At 70.5% G+C, this 21857-nt stretch carries 5 protein-coding genes; all 5 read left to right on the forward strand.

The window, feature by feature from the left end:
* The first annotated feature begins 2 nt into the window (after window positions 1-2).
* The 5 genes from IE302_RS00555 to hppD all read left to right on the forward strand — a co-directional run bounded on the left by IE302_RS00555 (window position 3) and on the right by hppD (window position 21855).
* Window positions 3-7811 carry a non-ribosomal peptide synthetase gene (locus IE302_RS00555; protein ID WP_191250632.1) on the forward strand — a complete coding sequence of 2603 codons (7809 nt, stop codon included), beginning with the start codon at window positions 3-5 and terminating at the stop codon, window positions 7809-7811.
* The gene (locus IE302_RS00560; RefSeq protein WP_191250635.1) at window positions 7808-15559 is read left to right on the forward strand and encodes a non-ribosomal peptide synthetase; all 7752 of its coding nucleotides are present in this window, start codon (window positions 7808-7810) and stop codon (window positions 15557-15559) included. The genes IE302_RS00555 and IE302_RS00560 overlap by 4 nt, the downstream gene beginning before the upstream one ends.
* A 4-nt stretch (window positions 15560-15563) precedes the next feature.
* Window positions 15564-19391: a non-ribosomal peptide synthetase gene (locus tag IE302_RS00565; RefSeq protein WP_191250637.1), complete on the forward strand. Its 3828-nt coding sequence runs from the start codon at window positions 15564-15566 to the stop codon at window positions 19389-19391.
* A gap of 45 nt (window positions 19392-19436) precedes the next feature.
* On the forward strand, window positions 19437-20660 hold the full coding sequence (locus IE302_RS00570; RefSeq protein ID WP_191250639.1) for a cytochrome P450 family protein: 1224 nt from the start codon (window positions 19437-19439) through the stop codon (window positions 20658-20660).
* Between the two features lie 121 nt (window positions 20661-20781).
* A complete protein-coding gene (gene hppD, locus IE302_RS00575; RefSeq protein ID WP_191250641.1) occupies window positions 20782-21855 on the forward strand; it encodes a 4-hydroxyphenylpyruvate dioxygenase in 1074 nt (357 codons plus the stop codon).
* The last annotated feature ends 2 nt before the right edge of the window (window positions 21856-21857 follow it).

Raw genomic sequence — 21857 nt, forward strand, 5'->3', positions numbered from 1 at the left:
CAATGATCCCCTTGTCGTTCGCGCAGCGCCGACTGTGGTTCGTGGACCGGTTCGAAGAACCGTCACCGACCTACAACGCCGCTTTCGCCCTGCGGCTGACCGGTGAGCTGGACGTGGGCGCGCTGGAGTCGGCACTGCGCGATGTCATCGACCGGCACGAGATCCTCCGGACGGTGATCATCGAGGACGACGACGGTGTCCCATACCAGGAGGTGCTGTCGACCGATCAGAAGCCGTTCGACCTGCCGGTCGTCGAGGTCGCGCGGCACGAGCGGGCGGCGGCGGTCGACGAGCTGGCCACCGGGACCTTCGACCTGGCCGCCGACGTGCCTATCCGCGCCAGGCTGGTGCGGTGTGGGCAGCGCGAGGACACGGTGGTGCTGGTGGCACACCACATCGCCGTGGACGGGGAGTCCTTCGGGGCGTTGTTCCGCGATCTCACCACGGCCTACACAGCCCGCAGGGAGGGAAGGGCCCCGGCTTGGGAGCCGCTTCCGGTGCAGTACGCGGACTACGCGCTGTGGCAACGGGACCTGCTCGGTGACGAGTCCGACCCGGACAGCCTGTCGGCCAGGCAAGTGGAGTACTGGCGGCGGACCTTGGCCGATCTGTCGCAGCCGCTGGCCTTGCCCACTGATCGCCCGCGCCCGAAGGTCGTGAGCCACCGCGGCGATATGGTCCCGTTCTCCCTCGACCCGGACCTGCTCCGGTCAGTGGAGAAGCTGGCCGTGCAAGCGGACACCACGATCTCGATGGTCATGCATTCCGCGCTGGCGGTCCTCCTGTACCACCTCGGCTGCGGTGACGACGTGCCCATCGGCGCACCGATCGCCGGTCGCACCGATGAGCAGCTTCGGGACCTCGTCGGATTCTTCGTCAACACCTGGGTGCTGCGCGTCGACCTGTCCGGGAACCCCACGTTCCGCCGGCTGCTCCAGCGGGTGCGTGACCGGGCCATTGCCGCGTACGACAACCAGGACGTGCCGTTCGAGCGTCTGGTGGAGCTGCTGAACCCGGACCGGTCCACCGCCTACAACCCCTTCTTCCAGGTGATGCTCTCCTGGCAGCCGCCCGTGCCGGAGGTGGAGCTCCCGCGCCTCGAGACCCTGGCCGAGCGGATCGAGACCGGAACGGCCAAATTCGACCTGTTCTTCGACCTGCTCCCGAACGGATCGGGCGGGGCGAAATGCCGTCTGGAATACGCCACCGACCTGTTCGACCGGGACACGGCTGAACACCTCGCCCAACGGTTCGTCCGCGTGCTGAGCCGGCTCGTGGCCGACTGGGAGCGCGAGATCGACGGCATCGACGTGCTCGACGCGGCCGAGCGGGACCGCATGCTCACCCAGTTCAACGACAGCGCCAGGACCAGCGCCACGACCAGGGGTACGACCAACGCCGCTCTCGTGTCCGGGCCGACGATCCCGGAACTGTTCCAGAGTCAGGTGGCCAGAACGCCGGACGCCCCGGCGATCGTGTGCGATGACCGGACGCTGACCTATCGGGAGCTCGACGACCGGGCCAACAGCGTCGCGTGGGAGCTGATCCGGCGTGGTGCCGGGCCGGAGGACCTGGTGGTGCTGGCGTTGCCGCGTACGGAGGATCTGGTGGCAGGTCTGCTCGGAATCCTCCAGTCCGGTGCCGGGTACGTGCCGATGGACCCGCGGTATCTCAGCGGGCGAGCGGAGAGTGTGCTGTCCGAATCGGCTCCGCGGTTCGTGGTCACCGACACCGAAACGTGGAAGGACTTGCCGCGGAACGACATCTCGACCGTCAACATCGACCACCGAGCGGAATGGGACCCGCCCGACGGGGCGCCGGGCGACGCGGATCGGTCCTTGCCCTTGGGACCGGACAACCTGGCGTACGTGTTGTACACCTCCGGCTCCACGGGCAAGCCGAAGGGCGCGGCGATCACCCAACGCGGCGTCGTCGACGGGGTGCGGGAGCTGGTGCGCGTGCTGGACGCACCGCCGGGATGGCGGATGCTGTCCGGTACCTCCGTGAACTTCGACGTCTCGGTCATCGAGCTGCTGACCACCCTGTCCACCGGCGGCACGGTCGACCTCGTGCCGGACCTGACGGCGCTCGGCGAACGGGACGGCTGGGACGGCCACGTGATCATCGGGGTCCCCTCGGTGCTCGGGGAACTGGCCGGCCCGCTGGCGAGGACGACGAGTGTGCGCACGGTCTTCTTCGGGGGTGACATGCTCCCCGCCCGGCTGGTGCGGCAGGTGCGGAAGTCGCTGCCCGGCGTGCAGGTCGTGAACGGTTACGGCCAGAGCGAGAGTTTCTGCGCCACCGCGTTCTCCCTCGCGGCGTCCGAGGAATGGGTGGACGGCGAGGTCGCACCGATCGGAACCCCACTGGGGAACATGTGCGTCTACGTGCTGGGCCCTGGACTCGCCCCGGTGCCGCAGGGCGTGATCGGTGAGCTGTACGTGGCGGGGACCTGCCTCGGCCGCGGCTATCACGGCCGCCCGGACCTGACCGCCGAGCGGTTCGTGGCGAACCCGTTCGGCTCCCCGGGCGAGAGGATGTACCGCACGGGCGACCTGGGCCGCTGGAACGCGCGTGGCCGGCTGGAGTGCGTCGGCAGGAGCGACGGCCAGGTCAAGGTGCGCGGCTACCGCATCGAAACCGCCGAGGTCGAGGCGGCGTGCGCGCTGCACCCCGGGATCAGCGAGGCGGTGGTGGTCAGCCGAGAGATTCCGCCGGGCGGACGTCGGCTCGTCGCGTACGTGGTGCACACCGGCGAGGGTTCCGTCGGCGCCGATGGAGCCGGCGGTATCGGCGATGTGGACCTGCAGTCCGGTGTCTCGGCCGCCGAACTGCGCAGGTTCGTCGCGGCGCGGTTGCCCGACTACATGGTGCCGTCGGCCTTCGTGGTCCTCGGCCGGGTACCGCTCGGGCCGACCGGAAAGCTGGACCGCTCGGCGCTGCCCGAACCGGATTTCGTGGGCGAGGCCTACCGGGAACCGCGAACCGAGGCCGAGGCGATCATCACCGCGGCCTACGCGGACGTACTCGGTGTGGATCGGGTCGGTGTCGACGACGATTTCTTCGCGGTGGGCGGGGACAGCCTGCGGTCGATCCAGGTGGTGGCGCGAGCCCGGGCCCGGGGCCTCGACCTGACCACACGGGAGATCTTCGAGTGCCGGACCGCGGCCCGGCTGGCCGAGGTGGCCTCCGCCCGCCGGGATCGGGTGCTCACGCTCGCGGAGTACGAGGGCGGTGGCGTCGGCCCGATGCCCTTGCCGCCGGCGGCGCGGCTGGTGCTCGAGCACGGCGGCAGGATGAACAGGTTCGCCATGGCGATGACGCTCGAACTGCCCACGGGTATCGACGCGGACGGGCTTGCCGCGACGCTGGACGCCGTGCTCGACCGCCATGACCTCCTGCGGGCGCGGCTGGTGCACGGCGACGAACTCTCCCTCGTCGCGCGTCCGGTGGGCTCCGTGCGAGCGGCGGACCTGATCCGCCGGGTTCCCTGCGACGGCCGGTGGGACACGCCGTCCTTGCTGGAGACGGCGAAGGCGGAGCTGGACGAAGCGGTCGGGCGACTCGACCCGGCAGCCGGGAGCATGGCCGGCTTCGTCTGGTTCGCCGCGGAGCCGGGTGCGGGCAGGCTGCTCGTGGTGTTGCACCACCTGGTGGTGGACGGTGTCTCCTGGCGGATCCTCATGTCGGACTTCGCCGAGGCGTGGCAGCAGGTCCGGTCCGGCCGGACACCCGAGCTGCCCGCGGTCGGGACGTCGGCGCGGCGCTGGTTGTCGGCGCTGCGGGCCGAGGCCCTCGCCCCGGAGCGGGAGGCGGAACTGGCGTACTGGCGCGACGTGCTCGCCGCTCCGAACCCCCCGTTGGGCACGCGGGCGTTCGACCCCGCCGTGGATCTGATGTCCACGGTCGACAGCGTGCGGGTGCGGTTGCCTGCCGAGGTCACCGAGGCGGTGCTGACCACGCTTCCCGCGGCGTTCAAGGCCACCGGGACCGACGTGCTGCTCGCCGCGCTCGCCCTGGCCGTCAACCGGTGGCGCGATGCGGACCGCTCGATGCTGGTCCGGTTGGAGGGGCACGGCAGGGAAGAAGATGTCGTCCCCGGGGCCGACCTCTCCCGGACCGTCGGGTGGTTCAGCAGCCTGTATCCGGCCCGGGTCGACCTGCGGGGGGTGGACCTGTCCGACGTGCTGGCCGGCGGGCCGGCGGCCGGGAAGGCGATCAAGCTGGTCAAGGAGCAGTTGCGCAGGATTCCGGACAAGGGCATGGGGTACGGACCGCTGCGCTATCTGAACCCGGACACCGCGGCGCGCCTCGCCGAGTTCCCGTTGCGCCAGCTCGGGTTCAACTACCTCGGCCGGATCTCCGACGCCGACCTGCCCGAACACCTACGCGGGGACGGGTGGGGACCGGTCTCCTGGTCCGCCGAGCTGATCCCGGCGCCCGACCCGGACCTGCCGGCGCTGTCGGCGCTGGAGGTCAATGCGGTCGCGACGGACACCGCCGACGGCACCCGGCTGCAGGCGGCCTTCCTGTTCCCCACCGGGGTGCTGTCCCGCGAGCGGACCACCGAGCTGACCGAGCTGTGGGTCGAGGTGCTGCGGGGCATGGCCGCGCACGCCGCACGCCCGGACGTCGGCGGGCTCACGCCCTCGGATGCCCGGCTGGTCCCGGTGCGGCAGGACGAGATCGAGGCATGGGAGGCACGCTACGGCCGGTTGGCCGAGGTGTGGCCGCAGACCCCCGGGCAGGCCGGCATCCAGTTCCAGGCCGCGTTCGCCGACGGCTCGTTCGACGTGTACCACATGCAGTTCGTGCTGCACCTGTCCGGACACGTGGACCCGGCGCGCATGCGGTCGGCAGGCGAGGCGCTGCTCGACCGGTATCCGAACCTGCGCGCCGCGTTCGTCACCGGAGCCGGCGGCGATCCGGTGCAGGTCGTACCGGAAAGCGTGGCCCTGCCATGGCGGTACCTCGATCTGACCGGTCACGGCGAAGCCGAACAGGACGCGGTCCTCGACGAGTTCCTTGCCGAGGACCGGGCCGATCGGCTTGATCCCATCCGGCCGCCGCTGATCCGCCTGGGGCTGCTCACCTGCGGGCCGCAGCAGGCGAAACTCGTCCTCACGGCACATCACACCCTGCTCGACGGCTGGTCGTCGTCCTTTGTGTTCAGGGATCTGATCCGGCTCTACGGGACCAGGGAGCTTCCCCCGGTCCGAAGCTACGGCGACTACCTGGCCTGGCTGTCCACACGGGACCGGGACGCGTCGGCCGCCCGGTGGGCCGCCGAGCTCGCCGGATTCGACCAGCCGACCCTCGTGGCCCCGGACGTTCGCCGCCAGGAGACGGCGTCCGCCATCGGGAAGGTCGAGGTACCGCTGTCGATCGAGAAGGGGCGTGAACTAGCCCGCCGCGCCGCGGAACTCGGGGTCACGCTGAACACGCTTCTGCAGGGCGCGTGGGCGGTAGTGCTGTCGAAGCTGACCGGGCAGCGGGACGTGGTTTTCGGTGCCTCCGTCAACGGCCGCCCGACGGAGTTGCCCGGTTCCGACGAGATGGTCGGCCTGTTCATCAGCACGCTGCCGATCAGGGTGTTCTGCCGGCCGGAGCAAAGCATGGCCGGCGTCATCACCGAACTGCAGGACCGGCAGATCGCGCTGCTCGACCACCACTACTACGGGCTTTCCGACATCCAGCGCGGCACCGGGCTGCCCGCCCTGTTCGACACGTTCGTCGGGTTCGAGAACTACCCGATCGACCGCGCGGGCATCGTCGAAGCGAACGCCTCGGCCGGGCTCACGATCGACGCCATCCGGCCGATCGCGGGCGCGCACTACGCGCTCGCCCTCGGCTCGGTCGACCCCTATCTGCGGCTCTGGCTCGACTATCAGAACAACCTCTACGACCGCGCCGCGGCCGAGGTGATCGCCGCCCGGGTGGTGCGGGTGCTGGAGCAGGTGGCGGCCGATCCGCTCGTGCCGGTCGGCGCGATCGAGGTGCTGTCGGCAGGGGAGCGGGAATGGTTGCTGCGAAAGGTCAATGACACCGCGCGTCCGGTGTCGGAGGGCACGCTGCCGGAGGCGATCGAGGCCCAGGTGGAGCGGGACCCTGATCGTGTCGCGGTGATCGGTGAGCAGGAGACGCTGAGCTACGGGGAGTTGAACCGGCGGGCCAACCGGCTGGCGCACTGGCTGATCGAGCGCGGCGCGGGCGGCGAACAGGTCGTCGCGGTCCGCGTTCCCCGTTCCGTGGAGCTGGTCGTGGCGGCGTGCGCGGTGGTCAAGGCGGGGGCGGTGTACCTGCCGGTGGACACCGACCTGCCCGAGGACCGGGTGCGGCAGGTACTCGAAAGCGCGAAGCCGCTGCTGGTGCTCGACGACGGGCTTCCGGAGGTGTCCGGCTACCCGGAGGTGAACCCGCAGCCTTTGCTATCGCCGGAGAACGCGGCGTACGTCATCTTCACCTCCGGTTCCACCGGCGGTCCCAAGGGTGTGCTGGTGTCGCACCGGTCGGTCATGAACCGGATCGAGTGGGGCCGGCCGTACTTCGGCATCATGGCTGACGACCGGATGCTGTTCAGCACGTCGCCGAGCTTCGACGCGTCGGTGCCGGAGATCTTCGCCCCGTTGCACGCGGGCGCGGCCATCGTGGTGGCGCGCCCGGACGGGCGCCGGGATCCGGCGTACCTGGCCGAGTTGATCGCGCGGGAGCGGGTGACCGGCGCGGCCTTCGTCTCCTCCCAGCTCGGGGCGTTCGTCGCCGAGCCCGCGGCGCGGAACTGCACCAGCCTGCGCTGGGTCGAGGTCGGCGCGGAGCCGTTCCCGGCGCCGCTGGCGAACCGGTTCGCCGAGCTGCTGCCGGGCTGTGTGGCGTACAACCTCTACGGCCCCACGGAAGCGGCGGTGCAGGTCACGGCGTGGCGGCACGTGCCCGGTGCGGACCGGTTGCCGATCGGTACGCCGATCAGCAACACCCAGGTGTACGTGCTGGACGAGGTGTTGCGCCCGGTACCGCCCGGCGTCACCGGCGAGTTGTACCTCGCCGGCACCGCACTGGCCAGGGGCTATGTCGGCCAGCCCTCGTTGACCGCGACCCGGTTCCTCGCTTGTCCCTACGGTGAGCCCGGCGCTCGGATGTACCGCACCGGCGACGAGGTGCGCTGGACCGACCAGGGCGCACTGGAGTACGTCGGCCGGAGCGACTTCCAGGTCAAACTCCGCGGCCTGCGCATCGAACTGGGCGAGATCGAGCACGTCCTGACCGGACACCCCGAGGTCGGCAACGCGGTGGCCGTCGTGCGGGAGGACCGCGCAGGCGACCAGCGGTTGCTCGCGTACGTGACGCCGGCAGGTGAGGCGGATCCGGCAGGCCTGGACACCAGCGCCTTGACGGACCTGCTCCGGAAGCGACTGCCGGAGTACATGGTCCCCTCGGCCATCGTGCCGCTGGCCGAGTTCCCCACGACACAGAGCGGGAAGCTCGACCGGGCCGCGCTCCCCGCCCCCGACCACTCCGGCGCCGCGGCCGGACGGGGGCCGCGCAACCACCGGGAGGAAGTGCTCTGCCGGCTGTTCGCGGAGCTGCTCGACGTGGGCGAGGTCGGCATCGACGCCGGCTTCTTCGACCTCGGCGGGCATTCGCTGCTGGCCACCCGGCTGATCGGCCGGATACGCAACGAGCTCGATGTCGAGGTGAAGGTGACGACCGTCTTCGCCAATCCGACCGTCGCCCAGCTGGTGCTCACGCTCGAGGAATCGGCCACGTCGAAGCGCCCCCAGCTGCGCCGGATGACCATTCAGGAGCCTCGATGATCCCATTGTCCTTCGCCCAGAGCCGGCTGTGGTTCCTCCACCGGCTGGACGGCCCGTCGGCCACCTACAACGGCCCGCTCGTGCTGCGCCTCGAAGGGCACCTGGACACCGGGGCCCTGGCCGCGGCGGTGCGGGACGTCGCCGCCCGGCACGAGAGCCTGCGCACGCTGATCGTGGAGGACGCGGAGGGCACACCGGAGCAGCGGATCCTGCCGCCGGAGGAGGCGTTCCTCCGGTTCCGGGTGGTCGAAGTGGCCGAGGACGCCGTGGACGCCGCGGTGGCGGAGGCCGCGGGTGAGGCCTTCGACCTGGACACGGAGCTTCCCCTGCGGACGACCGTGCTCCGGGTCGCGCCGAGGGAGCACGTGCTGATTTTCGTTTTCCACCACATCGCCGCCGACGGGGCCTCGATGACGCCGTTCCTGCGCGATCTGGTGTCGGCGTACTCGGCTCGCCGCGGGGGGAGCGCGCCGCGGTGGACGCCGCTTCCGGTGCAGTACAAGGACTACACGCTGTGGCAGCGCGAGTTGCTCGGCGACGAGGAGGATCCGGACAGCCTCGCCGGAGCACAACTGGACTTCTGGCGAGCGGAACTGGCCGGGGTGCCGCAGCCGGTGCAGCTGCCGCTGGACCGGCCGCGGCCGACGACGGCGGGCCACCACGGCGGCCACGTCGCGTTCGAGCTGGAGCCCGAGCTGCTCACCGGGCTCGGGAAGCTCGCCACGGACCGCGGTGCCACGGCGCCGATGGTCGCCCAGGCCGCGCTCGCGGTGCTGCTGCACCACCTCGGCGCGGGCAACGACCTGACGATCGGCAGCCCGATCGAGGGGCGCGCCGACGAACAGCTCGACGAGCTGGTCGGGTTCTTCGTCAACACGTGGGTGCTGCGCATCGATCTGTCGGGGAATCCGTCGTTCACCGAGCTGCTCGATCGGGTGCGGGCCAGGGCCCTTGCCGCCTACGACAACCAGGACATGCCGTTCGAGCGCCTGGTGGGGCTGCTCAACCCGGACCGGTCCACGTCGTACTCGCCGCTGTTCCAGGTGATGCTGGCGTGGCAGTTCACCTGGCAGGGGCTCGAGATGCCCGGACTGCGTGTCACGCCCGTCCCGGTCGACACCGACACCTCGGAATTCGATCTGTTCTTCAACATCATCCCGCACACGTCCGGGCGTGCGTACGGACGGCTGGAGTACGCGACGGAGCTGTTCGACCACGCCACCGCCGCGAGCTTCGCCGACCGTTACGTGCGTGTGCTGCGGCAGGTGGTCGCCGATCCCGCGGTGCGGCTCGGTGGCGTGGACGTGCGGAGCGACGCCGAACGGGACTGGCTGGCACGGCTGAACGAGACCGCGGAACCGGTTCGCGGAGCGACGGTGCCGGAACTCGTCGCCGCCCAGGCGGTCCGGACACCGGACGCGACAGCCGTGGTGGCCGGGTCGGCCGCACTGTCCTATCGGGAGCTGGACGCCCGCGCCGGCCGGCTGGCCACCCTGTTGCGGGGGCGTGGGATCGGGCCCGACGTGGTGGTGGCCGTGGCGTTGCCGCGGACGGCCGACCTGGCGGTCGCGCTGCTGGGCGTGCTCAAGGCCGGAGGTGCCTACCTGCCGATCGATCCCGATCATCCGGCCGCGCGGGTCGACCTCCTCCTCGACACCGCCGATCCGGCCCTGGTACTGACCAGTCGTGACACGGCGGCGGCTCTACCGGAGTGTCAGCCGCCGGTACTCGACCTCGACAGCCTGAACCTCGACGACCCAGGCGCCCCCATCGTCGAAGGTCCGGACAGGCTTCTGCGGCCGGACAATCTGGCGTACGTGATGTACACGTCCGGCTCCACGGGAAAGCCCAAGGGCGTCGCCATCACCCACGCCACCGTGGTCAACGCCGTGCGGCAGGTGCGGCGGACGGCACGGATGAGGCCGGGATCGCGCATGCTCGCCGCGACTTCGGCGAGTTTCGACGTCTCCGTGTTCGAGATCTTCGCCGCGCTCGCTTCCGGTGCGAGTGTCGAGATCGTCCGTGACGTACTCGAACTCGCCGAACGCGAAAGGTGGTCGGGTACGACCGTCAACGCGGTGCCGAGGGTGTTCACCGCACTGATCGATACCGTCACCAAGGACCCGGGTGCCCTCGAACTCGACATGCAGACCGTGATCCTTGGCGGCGAAGCACTCTCGGCCGACCTGGTCCACAAGATTCGTCAGGCCTTCCCCGATGTCCGGATCGTCCACGGTTACGGCCAAACCGAAAGCTTCTACTTCTCTACCTTCGCGCTCCCGCCGCGGTCGACGGAGACCGGCGTGATCCCGGTCGGGAGACCGATCCCCAATATGGGCGCCTACGTCCTGGGGCCGGAACTGACACCGGTACCTCCCGGCGTGATCGGCGAACTGTACGCGGCCGGTCTGATCGCGCGCGGTTATCACCGAAGCGCTTGCGCGACCGCCGAGCGGTTCGTCGCCTGCCCCTCCGGAGCCGCCGGTGAACGGATGTACCGCACCGGTGACCTGGCCCTGTGGGACGAGAACGGTCAGTTGAAGATCGTGGGAAGGGCCGACTCCCAGGTCAAGGTGAACGGCATCCGGGTCGAGCCGACCGAGATCGAAACCGTCCTCGCCCAGCATCCCGCGGTCAGGCAGGCGGTGATCACGGCGTACGAGGACCACACCGGTAGCACGCGACTCGTCGGCTACGTGGCGATGGTTGGCGGTGCCGGAGACGACGATTTCGACGTCCTGCAAGCCAATGTTTCCATGTCGGATCTGCGGCGGTTCGTGGCCAAGCGGATGCCCGGATATATGGTGCCCGCCTTGATCATGGTGCTGGACCGGTTGCCGTTGACCGCGACGGGAAAGCTGGACCGGGCCGCCTTGCCCGAGCCGACGTTCGTCGGCGTCGAGTACCGAGCTCCGCGCAGCGAGGCCGAGCGGATCCTGGCCGAGGTGTACGCCGACGTGCTGAACGCCCCGCAGGTGGGCATCGACGACGACTTCTTCGCCAGTGGGGGAGACAGCATTCGTTCCCTCCAGGTCGTCGCGCGAGCCAGGACGCGCGGCATCGCGGTCAGCACCCGGGAAGTCTTCGAGCACCGCACGGTCGCTCAGCTCGCGGAACTGGTCGACGGCCGTGGTGAAGAGGAACACCTGACCCTGGCCGAGCTGCCTGGGGGTGGTGTCGGGTGGGCTCCGCTGCTGCCGACGGCAGCGCACGTTCTCGCGCTCGCCGATGGCATCGGCCGGTTCTGCATGTCCACGATGTTGCTGTTGCCTGAGGACGTCGACCGCGCGGGACTGGTCGCGACCTTGCAGGCCGTCCTGGACCGGCACGACGTACTGCGCTCCCGGCTCGAGAGGGAAGGGCCCGGCTTGTGGATCGAGCCGACCGGCAGCGTGGACGCCGGCGCGCTGATGCGGGAAGTGCCGTACCGCGGCGCCGACGTGGACGCCGAGCTGGACGCGGCCGCGGGTCGGCTGGACCCGGACGCGGGTGTCATGGCGCAGTTCGTGTGGTTCACCTGCGACACGGGCGCGGACCGGTTGCTGATCGTGGTGCACCACCTGGCCATGGACGGCGTGTCGTGGCGGATCCTGGTCCCGGACCTGCTGTCCGCCTGGCAGCAGGCACGGGACGGCCGCATCCCGGCGCTGGAAGGGGTGGGGACCTCGTGGCGGCGATGGGCGCACGCCCTCGCCGAAGAGGCGGCCACCCCGCGGCGGTCGGCGGAACTGCCCGTGTGGCAGGAGATCTCGCGCGGGGACGAGCCCACGCTGGGAGCGCGGGAGCTGGACCGCACGCGCGATGTCGCGGCCACCGTGGAGACGGTGCGCGTCCAGGTGCCGTCAGACGTCACCGCAACCCTGCTGAACACGGTTCCCGCGGTGTTCCGCGGCGGTGTCGATGACGGGCTGCTGGCCGGGTTGGCGCTGGCACTGGCGCGCTGGCGTCAGCTGCGGGGCGTGTCCGGTACCTCGACCCTGGTCCGGCTGGAAGCGCATGGCCGGGAAGAGCACCTGGCGCCCGGCGCGGACCTTTCCGGCACGGTCGGGTGGTTCTCCGCGATGTTCCCGGTGCGCCTCGACCTGCCCGGCATCGACGTGGCGGACGCCTTCGCCGGTGGTCCGGCCGCCGGCCGGGCGATCAAGGCCGTCAAGGACCGGCTGCGGGCGGTGCCGGACAACGGCTTGGGCTACGGCCTGCTGCGACACCTCAACACCGTGACCGCGTCCGCGCTGGCCGGACAGCGGGAGCCGCAGATCGGCTTCAACTACCTCGGCAGGTCCTCCGGTGCGCACGTCCCCGAGGCGGTGCGTGGCCGGGGCTGGGCCCCGGACGGCACACATCGGGACCTGATCGCCGCGCCGGACGGGGACATGCCGGTGCTGTCGGCACTGGAGATCAACGCGGTGGCGGTCGCCGTCCCCGGCGGAGAAGAGCTGATCGCCTACTTCGGATTCCCCACCGGTGTCCTGTCCGGCGACGAGGTGACCCGGCTGGCCGGGTTGTGGGTCGAGGCGCTGACCGCCCTGGCCCGGCACACCACGACACCCGATGCCGGCGGGCTGACGTCGACGGACGCACCCCTGGTCGACGTGAGCCAGGAGGAGATCGACCTCTGGGAGACCCGCATCGGCAAGCTGGCCACGGTGTGGCCGGCGACTCCGGCGCAGTCAGGGATCCTCTTCCACGCGATGATGGCCGCGGCGTCGGTCGACCCCTACCACGGGCAGGTGGTCTTCCGCCTGTCCGGCGAGATCGACCCGGAGCGTCTGCGCCGGGCCGGGCAGGCGCTGCTGGAGCGTTACCTCACCCTCCGCGCCGCGTTCTTCACCCGGACGAACGGCGATGTCGTGCAGGTGGTGCCCGAGGTGGTGACGCTGCCGTGGCAGCACCTCGACCTGACCGCGGCCGGCGAGGCGCAGCGAACCGAGACGTTCGAGCGGTTCCTCGCCCGGGACCGGGCCGCTCGCTTCGACTGGGGCGTTCCACCGCTGTTCCGGCTCGCGCTCGCCGTCCTCGAGCCCGATCGGCCCGCGCTCGTGATGACCGCTCACCACCTGCTGTTCGACGGGTGGTCCGCGACCATTCTGCTGCGCGACTTGCTGCTGCTCTACGCCTCCGACGGTGACCCGGCCGGTCTGCCAGTGATCGGGGACTACGGTGGCTTCCTCTCCTGGCTCGCCCGGCAGGACCGGGACGAGGCGGCTCGGGCGTGGGCGGCCGAACTCGAAGGCATCGAGTGGCCGACCCTGCTCGCCCCCGACTCCGCGGGCGCGGACGACGGCAGCCGCGACCTGGTCGACGTCGCGCTCACGCTCGACGAGGCGCGCGCGGTGAGCAGGCGGGCCGCCGAGCTGGGCATCACCCTCAACAGCTTCATCCAGGGCGCCTGGGCGCTGTTGCTCGGCCAGCTCACCGGCCACCAGGACGTGATGTTCGGCGCCACCGTCTCCGGGCGTCCACCTGCGGTGCCGGACATCGAATCGATGGTCGGGATGTTCATCAACACCGTTCCGGTACGCGTCAGATTCTCGCCCGCCGACACCGTCGCCGAGGTGCTCACCCGGCTGCAGAGCCGCCAGGCCGGCCTCGTGGAGCACCACCACCACGGGCTCACGGAGATCCAGAAGTCCGCCGGCCTGCAGTCCCTCTTCGACACGCTGGTCGTCTTCGAGTCTTTCCCCGTCGACCGGGAGGGCCTGCGCGCCGCCACCGACGCCGCCAACGGCATCGCCTTCACCGGCTTCAGCCCGTCCGCGGGCAACAACTACGCCTTGTGCCTGGCGGCGGCGCCCGACCCGCACCTCCAGCTCCTCATCCAGTACGCGCAAGGTGTCTTCGACCGTGACACGGTGGAGCTGTACGCGGCCCGCCTCGTCCACATCCTGCGTCAGCTGGCGGCCACCCCCGACCTGCGGGTCGCGCAGATCGACACCCTCCTGCCGGGCGAACGCGACCGGTTGCTGGCCGGGTTCGACCACGCGGCCTCGGACGTCACGATCACCGGGCTCGTCGAGGCACAGACGGCGCGGACCCCTGACGCGGTCGCCGTGGTCGCCGAGGGCGAGTCGCTCACCTACGCAGAGCTGGACGCCCGCGCCGAGCGGCTCGCGGCCGGGTTGATCGAGCACGGGGTGGGCCCTGAGACCGTGGTGGGCATCGTCCTGCCGCGCACCACGACCACGGCGGTGGCGCTCCTGGGTGTGCTCAAGGCGGGTGGGGCCTATCTGCCGGTCGACCCCGCCTACGCGAGTAGCCGCCTGCCGCACGTCCTCACCGGCGCCCGGCCCGCGCTGGTGCTGGCCGACAGCGACACCCGCGACCTCGTTCCCGACACGGACATCCCCGTCCTCGTCCTCGACGACCTCGAGGCCACGGACCGGGACGTGGTGGCATTACCCCGCGTCCGCCCCGGCAACCTGGCCTACGTCGTCTACACGTCCGGCTCCACCGGTGTGCCCAAGGGCGTGGGCGTCACCCACGCCACCGTCGTCAACGCCGTGCACACGATGGCCACCCAGGCCGGGATGGCGTCCGGGCGGCGGGTGCTGCTCGCCGCCTCGTTCGGCTTCGACGTCGCCACGTTCGAGCTGTTCTCCGCGCTCACCACGGGTGGCAGTGCCGAGATCGTGCGCGATGTGCTGGAGCTGACCGAACGCGACGCCTGGGACATCGACGTCATCTGCTCGGTGCCGTCGGCCTTCGCCGAGCTCGCCGGCCAGCTCGGCGACCGCGTCCGGCCGACGGCGCTGAACATATCCGGAGAGGTGCTGACCCCGGCTCTGGTCGAGCGGGTGCGCGAGCTCTGGCCGCAGGCCGACGTCATCAACAGCTACGGCCCCAGCGAGACCTTCTACGCCACCGCCCACCTTCTGCGCCCTGACCGGTCGTATGCCACCAGCGTGCCCATCGGCCGCCCTTTCCCCGGCGTGCGTGCCTACGTCCTCGGCCCCGCCCTGAATTTGCTGCCCACCGGCACGCCGGGGGAGCTGTATCTGGCCGGGGCCGGACGCGGCTACCAAGGCCAGCCCGCCCTGACCGCCGACCGCTTCGTCCCCGACCCGTACGGGCCGCCCGGCTCCCGCATGTACCGCACGGGCGACCTCGCCCGCCTCTCCCCGGACGGCGAGCTGCACCATCTGGGCCGCATCGACACCCAGGTCAAGATCCGGGGCTACCGCGTGGAACCCGGCGAGGTCGAGGCCGCGCTGACGGCCCATCCGCACATCGCCCAGGCCGCCGTGGTGGCCCGGCAGGCAGGCGACCTCCGCTATCTGGTCGCTTACCTCGTCCCTGCCGACGGCAAGACCGCTCCGGACGTGGCCGAACTGCGCCACCATCTGGCCGATCGGCTGCCCGACTACATGGTCCCCACCGCCTGCGTACCGCTCGCCCGGCTGCCGCTCTCGCCGAACGGCAAGCTCGATCACCAGGCCCTGCCCGCCCCCGACCTCACCGCCACCACGCCCTTCCGGGCGCCACGCACCGCCCGCGAGAAGGCTCTGGCCGAGCTGTTCGCTGAGGTGCTCGGCGTGGACCGGGTCGGCATCGACGACGGTTTCTTCGCGCTCGGCGGGCACTCCCTGCTCGCCACCCGGCTGGTCAGCCGTGCTCGCGCCGAGCTGGGCACCGAGATCCCGATCCGCAAGATCTTCGACCTGCCGACCGTGTCCGCGCTCGCCGCGTGGTCGGAGGAGTCGGCCGTTCCCCTTCGCCCCAGTCTGTGCAAGTTGACCGTAAAGGAGTGAACCAGTGATTCCGCTGTCGTATGCGCAACGGCGTATGTGGGTGACCCACCAACTGGAGCGTGGGGCGCAGACCTACAACATCTCGCCCACGTTCCGGCTGACCGGGCCACTGGACCTGGACGCACTCGCCGCGGCGATCCGCGACGTGGTCGATCGGCACGAGATCCTGCGGACCACCTACGTGCGGAACGACGATGACGAGCCCTGCCAGCGGATCCTGCCGTCGTCGGCCGCGCAGGTGCCGGTGCCGGTGATCGACGTGGCCCCCGGGGACCTGGGCGGCGCGGTCGACGAGGTCATCGCGCACCGGTTCGACCTGGCGGCCGAGATCCCGTTCCGGCCGGCTCTGTTCCGCTGCTCTGCCGAGGATCACCTGCTGGTCCTGGTCATCCACCACATCGCTTCGGACGGCGTCTCGGCCGCACCGCTGGCACGGGACCTGACCGCCGCCTATGCCGCGCGCCGGGACGGCCGGGCGCCGGGGTGGGAACCGCTTGCCGTGCAGTACAAGGATTACGCGCGGTGGCAGTACGAGCTGCTCGGCGACCCGGGGGAGCCGGGCACCCTGGCCGCGAAGCAGGTCGAGTACTGGCGAGCGGAGCTCGCCGGGGTGCCGCAGCCGCTGAGCCTGCCGCTGGACCGTCCGCGGCCTCCGGAAAGGGATCGTCCGCACGGCGACAAGGTCGACATCGTCGTGGAACCGGGGGTGGCGGCCAGGCTGCGGAAGGTGGCCGACGAGCGTGGGATGACCATGTCGATGGTCCTGCAGACCGCGCTGGCGGTGCTGCTGAACAAGCTCGGCGGCGGGGAGGACGTGACGATCGGCGCCCCCATCGCCGGGCGGACCGACGAAGCGCTGGCCGATCTGGTCGGGTTCTTCGTCAACACCCAGGTGTTGCGGGTGGATCTCTCCGGTGACCCGACCTTCGCCGACCTGCTCGCGCGGGTCCGGGACAAGGCGCTGGCGGCCTACGAGCACCAGGACGTGCCGTTCGACATGCTGGTCGAGCTGATCAACCCCGACCGTTCCGCGGCGTACCAGCCGCTGTTCCAGGTGATGTTCGCCTGGCAGAACTGGGCGAAGCCGGACATGGGACTCCCCGGGCTCGAGGTGGAGTTCGAACAGCACGTCGTGTCGACCGCCATGTTCGACCTGTTCTTCGGCATGGCCCAGCAGGAGTCGGGGGCGCTGTGGGGCGAGCTCATGTACTCGACCCAGCTGTTCGACCGGGGCACCGTCGAGGCCATCGCCGCGCGGCTGGTGCGGGTGCTGGAGCAGGTGGCGGCCGATCCGTTCGTGCCGGTCGGTGCGATCGAGGTGTTGTCGGCGGGGGAGCGGGAGTGGTTGCTGCGAAAGGTCAATGACACGGCGCGCCCGGTGTCGGTGGGCACGTTGCCGGAGGCGGTCGAGGTCCAGGTGGAGCGGGACCCGGACCGGGTTGCGGTGATCGGTGAGCGGGAGACGCTGTCCTATGGGGAGTTGAACCGGCGTGCCAACCGGTTGGCGCACTGGCTGATCGAGCGCGGCGCGGGCCCGGAGCGGGTCGTCGCGGTGCGCCTTCCTCATTCCGTGGAGCTGGTGGTGGCGGCGTGCGCGGTGGTCAAGGCGGGTGCGGTGTACCTGCCGGTGGACGTGGACCTGGGCGGGAAGCGGGTGGGGCAGCTGCAGGAGGGCGCGCAGTCGATGCTGCTGCTCAATGACGGGCTTCCGGAGGTTTCGGGATATCCGGAAGTGAACCCGCGGCGGGTACTGTCGCCGGAGAACGCCGCGTACGTCATCTTCACCTCCGGTTCCACCGGCGGTCCCAAGGGTGTGCTGGTGTCGCACCGGTCGATCATGAACCGGATCGAGTGGGGCCGGCCGTACTTCGGCATCATGGCTGACGACCGGATGCTGTTCAGCACGTCGCCGGGCTTCGACGCGTCGGTGTCGGAGATCTTCGCCCCGTTGCACGCCGGTGCGGCCGTGGTCGTCGCGCACCCGGAGGGTCGCCGGGATCCGGCGTACCTGGCCGAGCTGATCGCGCGGGAACAGGTGACCGGCGCGTTCTTCGTGCCCTCCCTGCTGGAGGCGTTCGTCGCCGAGCCCGCGGCGCATAAGTGCACCAGCCTGCGCTGGGTCGAGGTCGGTGGCGAGCCGTTCCCGGCGCCGCTGGCCAACCGGTTTGTCGAGTTGCTGCCCGGCTGTGTGGCCTACAACCTCTACGGCCCCACCGAAGCGACCGTCGAGATGACGGCGTGGCGGCACGTGCCGGGTGCGGACCGGTTGCCGATCGGCGCGCCGATCTGGAACGCCCAGGTGTATGTGCTGGACGAGTCGCTGCGCCCGGTACCGCCCGGCGTCACCGGGGAGTTGTACCTCGCCGGTGACACATTGGCCAGGGGTTATCTCGGGCAGCCCGCGCTGACCGCGAACCGGTTCGTCGCCTGCCCCTACGGTGAGCCCGGCACCCGGATGTACCGCACCGGCGACCTGGCGCGGTGGACCGGCGACGGAGTGCTGGAGTGCCTCGGCCGGACCGACTTCCAGGTCAAACTCCGCGGCTTCCGCATCGAGCTGGGCGAGATCGAGGAGGTGCTGACCGGCCATCCGGACGTGGTGCGGGCGGCGGTCGTGGTGCGGGAGAACGAGCAGGGCGACCGGCGCCTGGTGGCTTACGTGGTGCCCGGCCCAGACACGACGGCGGCCGAGGCCGATGTCGGGGCGTACCCGCTGGAAGTTGTGCTGACCGAGTACGTGCGCGGGCGGCTGCCGGACTACATGGTCCCGGCCGCGGTGGTGCGGCTCGCGGAACTCCCGCTGACGGCGGGGGGCAAACTCGACCGGCAGGCGCTGCCGCCGGAGCACCCGGCCACCATGACCGGCGGAGCGCCGCGCAACTCCCACGAGGAGAAGCTGTGCACGATGTTCAGGGAATTGCTCGGCAAGGACGAGGTCGGGATCGAGGACGACTTCTTCGCGCTCGGCGGGCACTCGCTCCTGGCCACCCGGCTCAGCGCCCGCATCCGCGAGCAGTTCCGCATCGACATGCCGATCCGGACGATCATCCGGTACCCCTCGGTGGTCGAGCTGGGCGCGCTGGTGCTGGCCGGCGGCATCCCCGACGAACAGGCCGACCCGTTCGCGGTCGTGCTGCCGCTGAACGAGGATCCCGGTACGGGGAAGCCGCCGGTGTGGTTCTTCCACGGCGGGGGCGGGCTGGGCTGGGCGTTCTACACCTTCGCGCCGCACGTGCGGGACCGGCGGGTCTACGCCGTGCAGTCGCGCGGCTTCAACGGCACGGACCCGCTGCCGGGGTCGGTGGCGGAGATGGTCGACGACTACATCGCCCAGATCCTCGAGGTCCAACCGGACGGGCCCTACCACCTGGCCGGCTGGTCCTACGGGGGCCCGGTCGCGCACGCCGTCGCGGACGCACTGGACCGGTGCGGCCACCAGGTCGCCCTGCTGGCGATCCTGGACTCCCAGCCGGCCAGCGGGTTCAAGAACCTGCCCGGCCGGGTGGAGGCGTACTACCGGACCGAGCTCGAGGAGTACTTCGGCCGGTTCGTGAACACCGACTCCATTGAGAGCGTCCTCGACGCCATGGCGAAGGTCGGCTCCAACAACATCGCCAAGATCGAGGATTTCGACTCGCCGGTCTACCGCGGCGACGTGGTGTTCTTCAACGCGAAGTCGGACAAGCCCGACGGGTCGTGGGCCACGTTCTGGCGGCCGCACATCCTCGGGTCCATCGAGGAGTACGCCGTGGACGCCACGCACACCGACCTGCACATGCCCCGGCCCGCGGCCCAGATCATGCAGGTCATCACCGACAAGCTGGCGCGATGAGCCGCACCCCGACCGTTCGACGAGGATGCTACGGAGACGACGATCATGGCTGAACCCATCGTGAGCCTGCTGAACCCCGAGTTCAGCGAAGATCCCATCGCCGCTTACGCCCGCCTGCGGGAGATGTCCCCGCTCGTCCGCGTCGGGTTCCCCGGTGGGCCCCCGGTCTGGCTGATCACGCGGAACGAAGGGATCAAGGCAGCGCTGGGCGACCCGCGGTTCGTCACGGACACCGGCAACATCCCGGGCCACCTCGGACCCAGCATCGCCGAACAGGCGATGGTGTCGCTCGGCCTGCCGGAGGAATTCCGGGAGTACTTCACGTCGAACCTGATGCTGTCGGACGGCGAATACCACGCCCGGCTGCGCCGCCTGGTGCGGCCCGCGTTCACCGCGCGCCGCATCAAGGCACTGCGGCCGCGCATCGAAGCGCTCTCGGCCCGGCTCATGGACGCGTTGGCCCAGAAGGGATCCGGCGATCTCATCCTGGACTACTCGCAGCCGTTGACCGCCGGCGTCATCTGCGAACTCATCGGCATCGACGAGGCCGATCGGCCGCAGGTGCGGGAGTGGATGAACGAATACGCCAGTCCTGACACCGACTTCGCCACAGCCACCCTCGGTCTGTTCGGCTACCTCAAGGAGCTCATCGCGCGACGCCGGGCCGAGCCGAGAGAGGACATGGTCTCCACCATGGTGCAGGCGATGGGCGAGGACAGTGACCGCTTCACCGAAGCGGAGATCATCGCGATGACGGGCTTGATGGTGAACGCCGGGTACCACTCCACCGCCGGCTTCATCGGAAAGGCGGTACTCATCCTCCTCGACAACCCGGACCAGCTGGCCCTGCTGCGCGCCAAGCCGGAAGCCCTGCCGCACGCCATGGAGGAGCTGATGCGGGTGGCGAACCCCGTCCCGGTCGCCGGGCCGCGCTATGCGACCGAGGACCTGGAGTTCGCCGGGACCCCGGTTTGCAAGGGTGATGCCCTGACCGGCTCGATCGAGTCGGCCAATTTCGATCCGCGCGTCTTCCGCGACCCCGAACGGTGCGATGTGGAGCGTGTGCTGAAGCCGGGGGAGGGCCATCTCGCCTTCGGTGCCGGCCCGCACCGCTGCCTCGGTGCGGCGCTCGCCTACCTCGAAGGCGAGACAGCCCTCAACCACCTCATGATCGAGCGCGACAGCCTGGAAGTCGCCGGCCGCTTGCGGTACCGCGAGCCCATCCCCGGCGGCGCCCGGGTGTTCACCGCGTTCCCGGTGCGCTTGTAAGGGTCTGACCGGCCACCGCATCCGGTTCGCCTGGCACACGGGTCGTGCGGGCGCCGATCTCCTGTTCCCGTCCGGACTCCCGCAGCCGGCTCCGGACGTCTGTCCACGCTGGAGGTAACCCGTGGAAATCCAGTCGATCGACCACATCGAGTTGTTCGTCGAGGCCGCCGAGGAGACGGCCCTCGGCCTCCGCGACCAGTTCGGCTTCGTCGTCGCCGGCCGTGGTGGCGCTCGTACGGGCCTGCACGGGTGCGAGTCGGTGTTGTTGCGCCAGAACGACATCACACTGCTGGTAACCTCGGCCACCAGCCCCGATCACCGTGCCGCCGAGTACGTCGGAAGGCACGGCGACGGCGTCGCCGTGATCGCCTTGCGCGTCGACGACGCGCGGACCGCGTTCGCCGACACGGTCGGACGGGGCGCCGTCCCTGTCGCGCCGCCGGTGACCTTCGGCCCGGAAGGCGTCCAGGTCACCTTCGCCTCGGTGACCGCGTTCGGCGACGTCGAGCACCGCTTCGTCTCCCGTGCCCGGTCCGACGGTCCGTTCGCCCCGCGGATCGACGAGTCCGGCGCCGGCCGCTCCGGCGACGGACTCCTGAAGACGGTCGACCACCTCGCGGTGTGCACACCCGCGGGCACGCTGGAGGAGACCGTGCGCCGCTATGAGGACATCTTCGGCCTGCGCCACATCTTCGACGAGCGGATCATCGTCGGGTCCCAGGCCATGAACTCGAAGGTCGTCCAGAGCGATTCCGGGCGGCTGACCCTCACCATCATCGAGCCGGATGTCACCCGGGACCCGGGCCAGATCGACAGGTTCATCGCGGCCCACGATGGCGCCGGGGTCCAGCACATCGCCTTCCTGACCGAGGACATCCTGACCGCCGTGTCCAGGAGTGCCGAGCGGGGCGTGCGTTTCCTGACCACGCCGCCGAGCTACTACGAGGCGTTGACGTCCCGGCTCGGCCCGATCGGCATCCCGGCGGCTGCGCTGCGCGAGCTCAACGTTCTCGCCGACCGCGACGACTCGGGGATCATGCTCCAGATCTTCACCGAGTCACGGCACGAGCGGGGCACCCTCTTCTACGAACTGATCGACCGCAGGGGTGCCCGCACGTTCGGCAGCAACAACATCCACGCCCTCTATGAGGCCGTGCAGCGCCGGCAGGACAACGTCCCGACCGGCCTGGACTGAGC

The sequence above is a fragment of the Amycolatopsis oliviviridis genome (assembly GCF_014654365.1).
Lineage (GTDB): Bacteria > Actinomycetota > Actinomycetes > Mycobacteriales > Pseudonocardiaceae > Amycolatopsis > Amycolatopsis oliviviridis.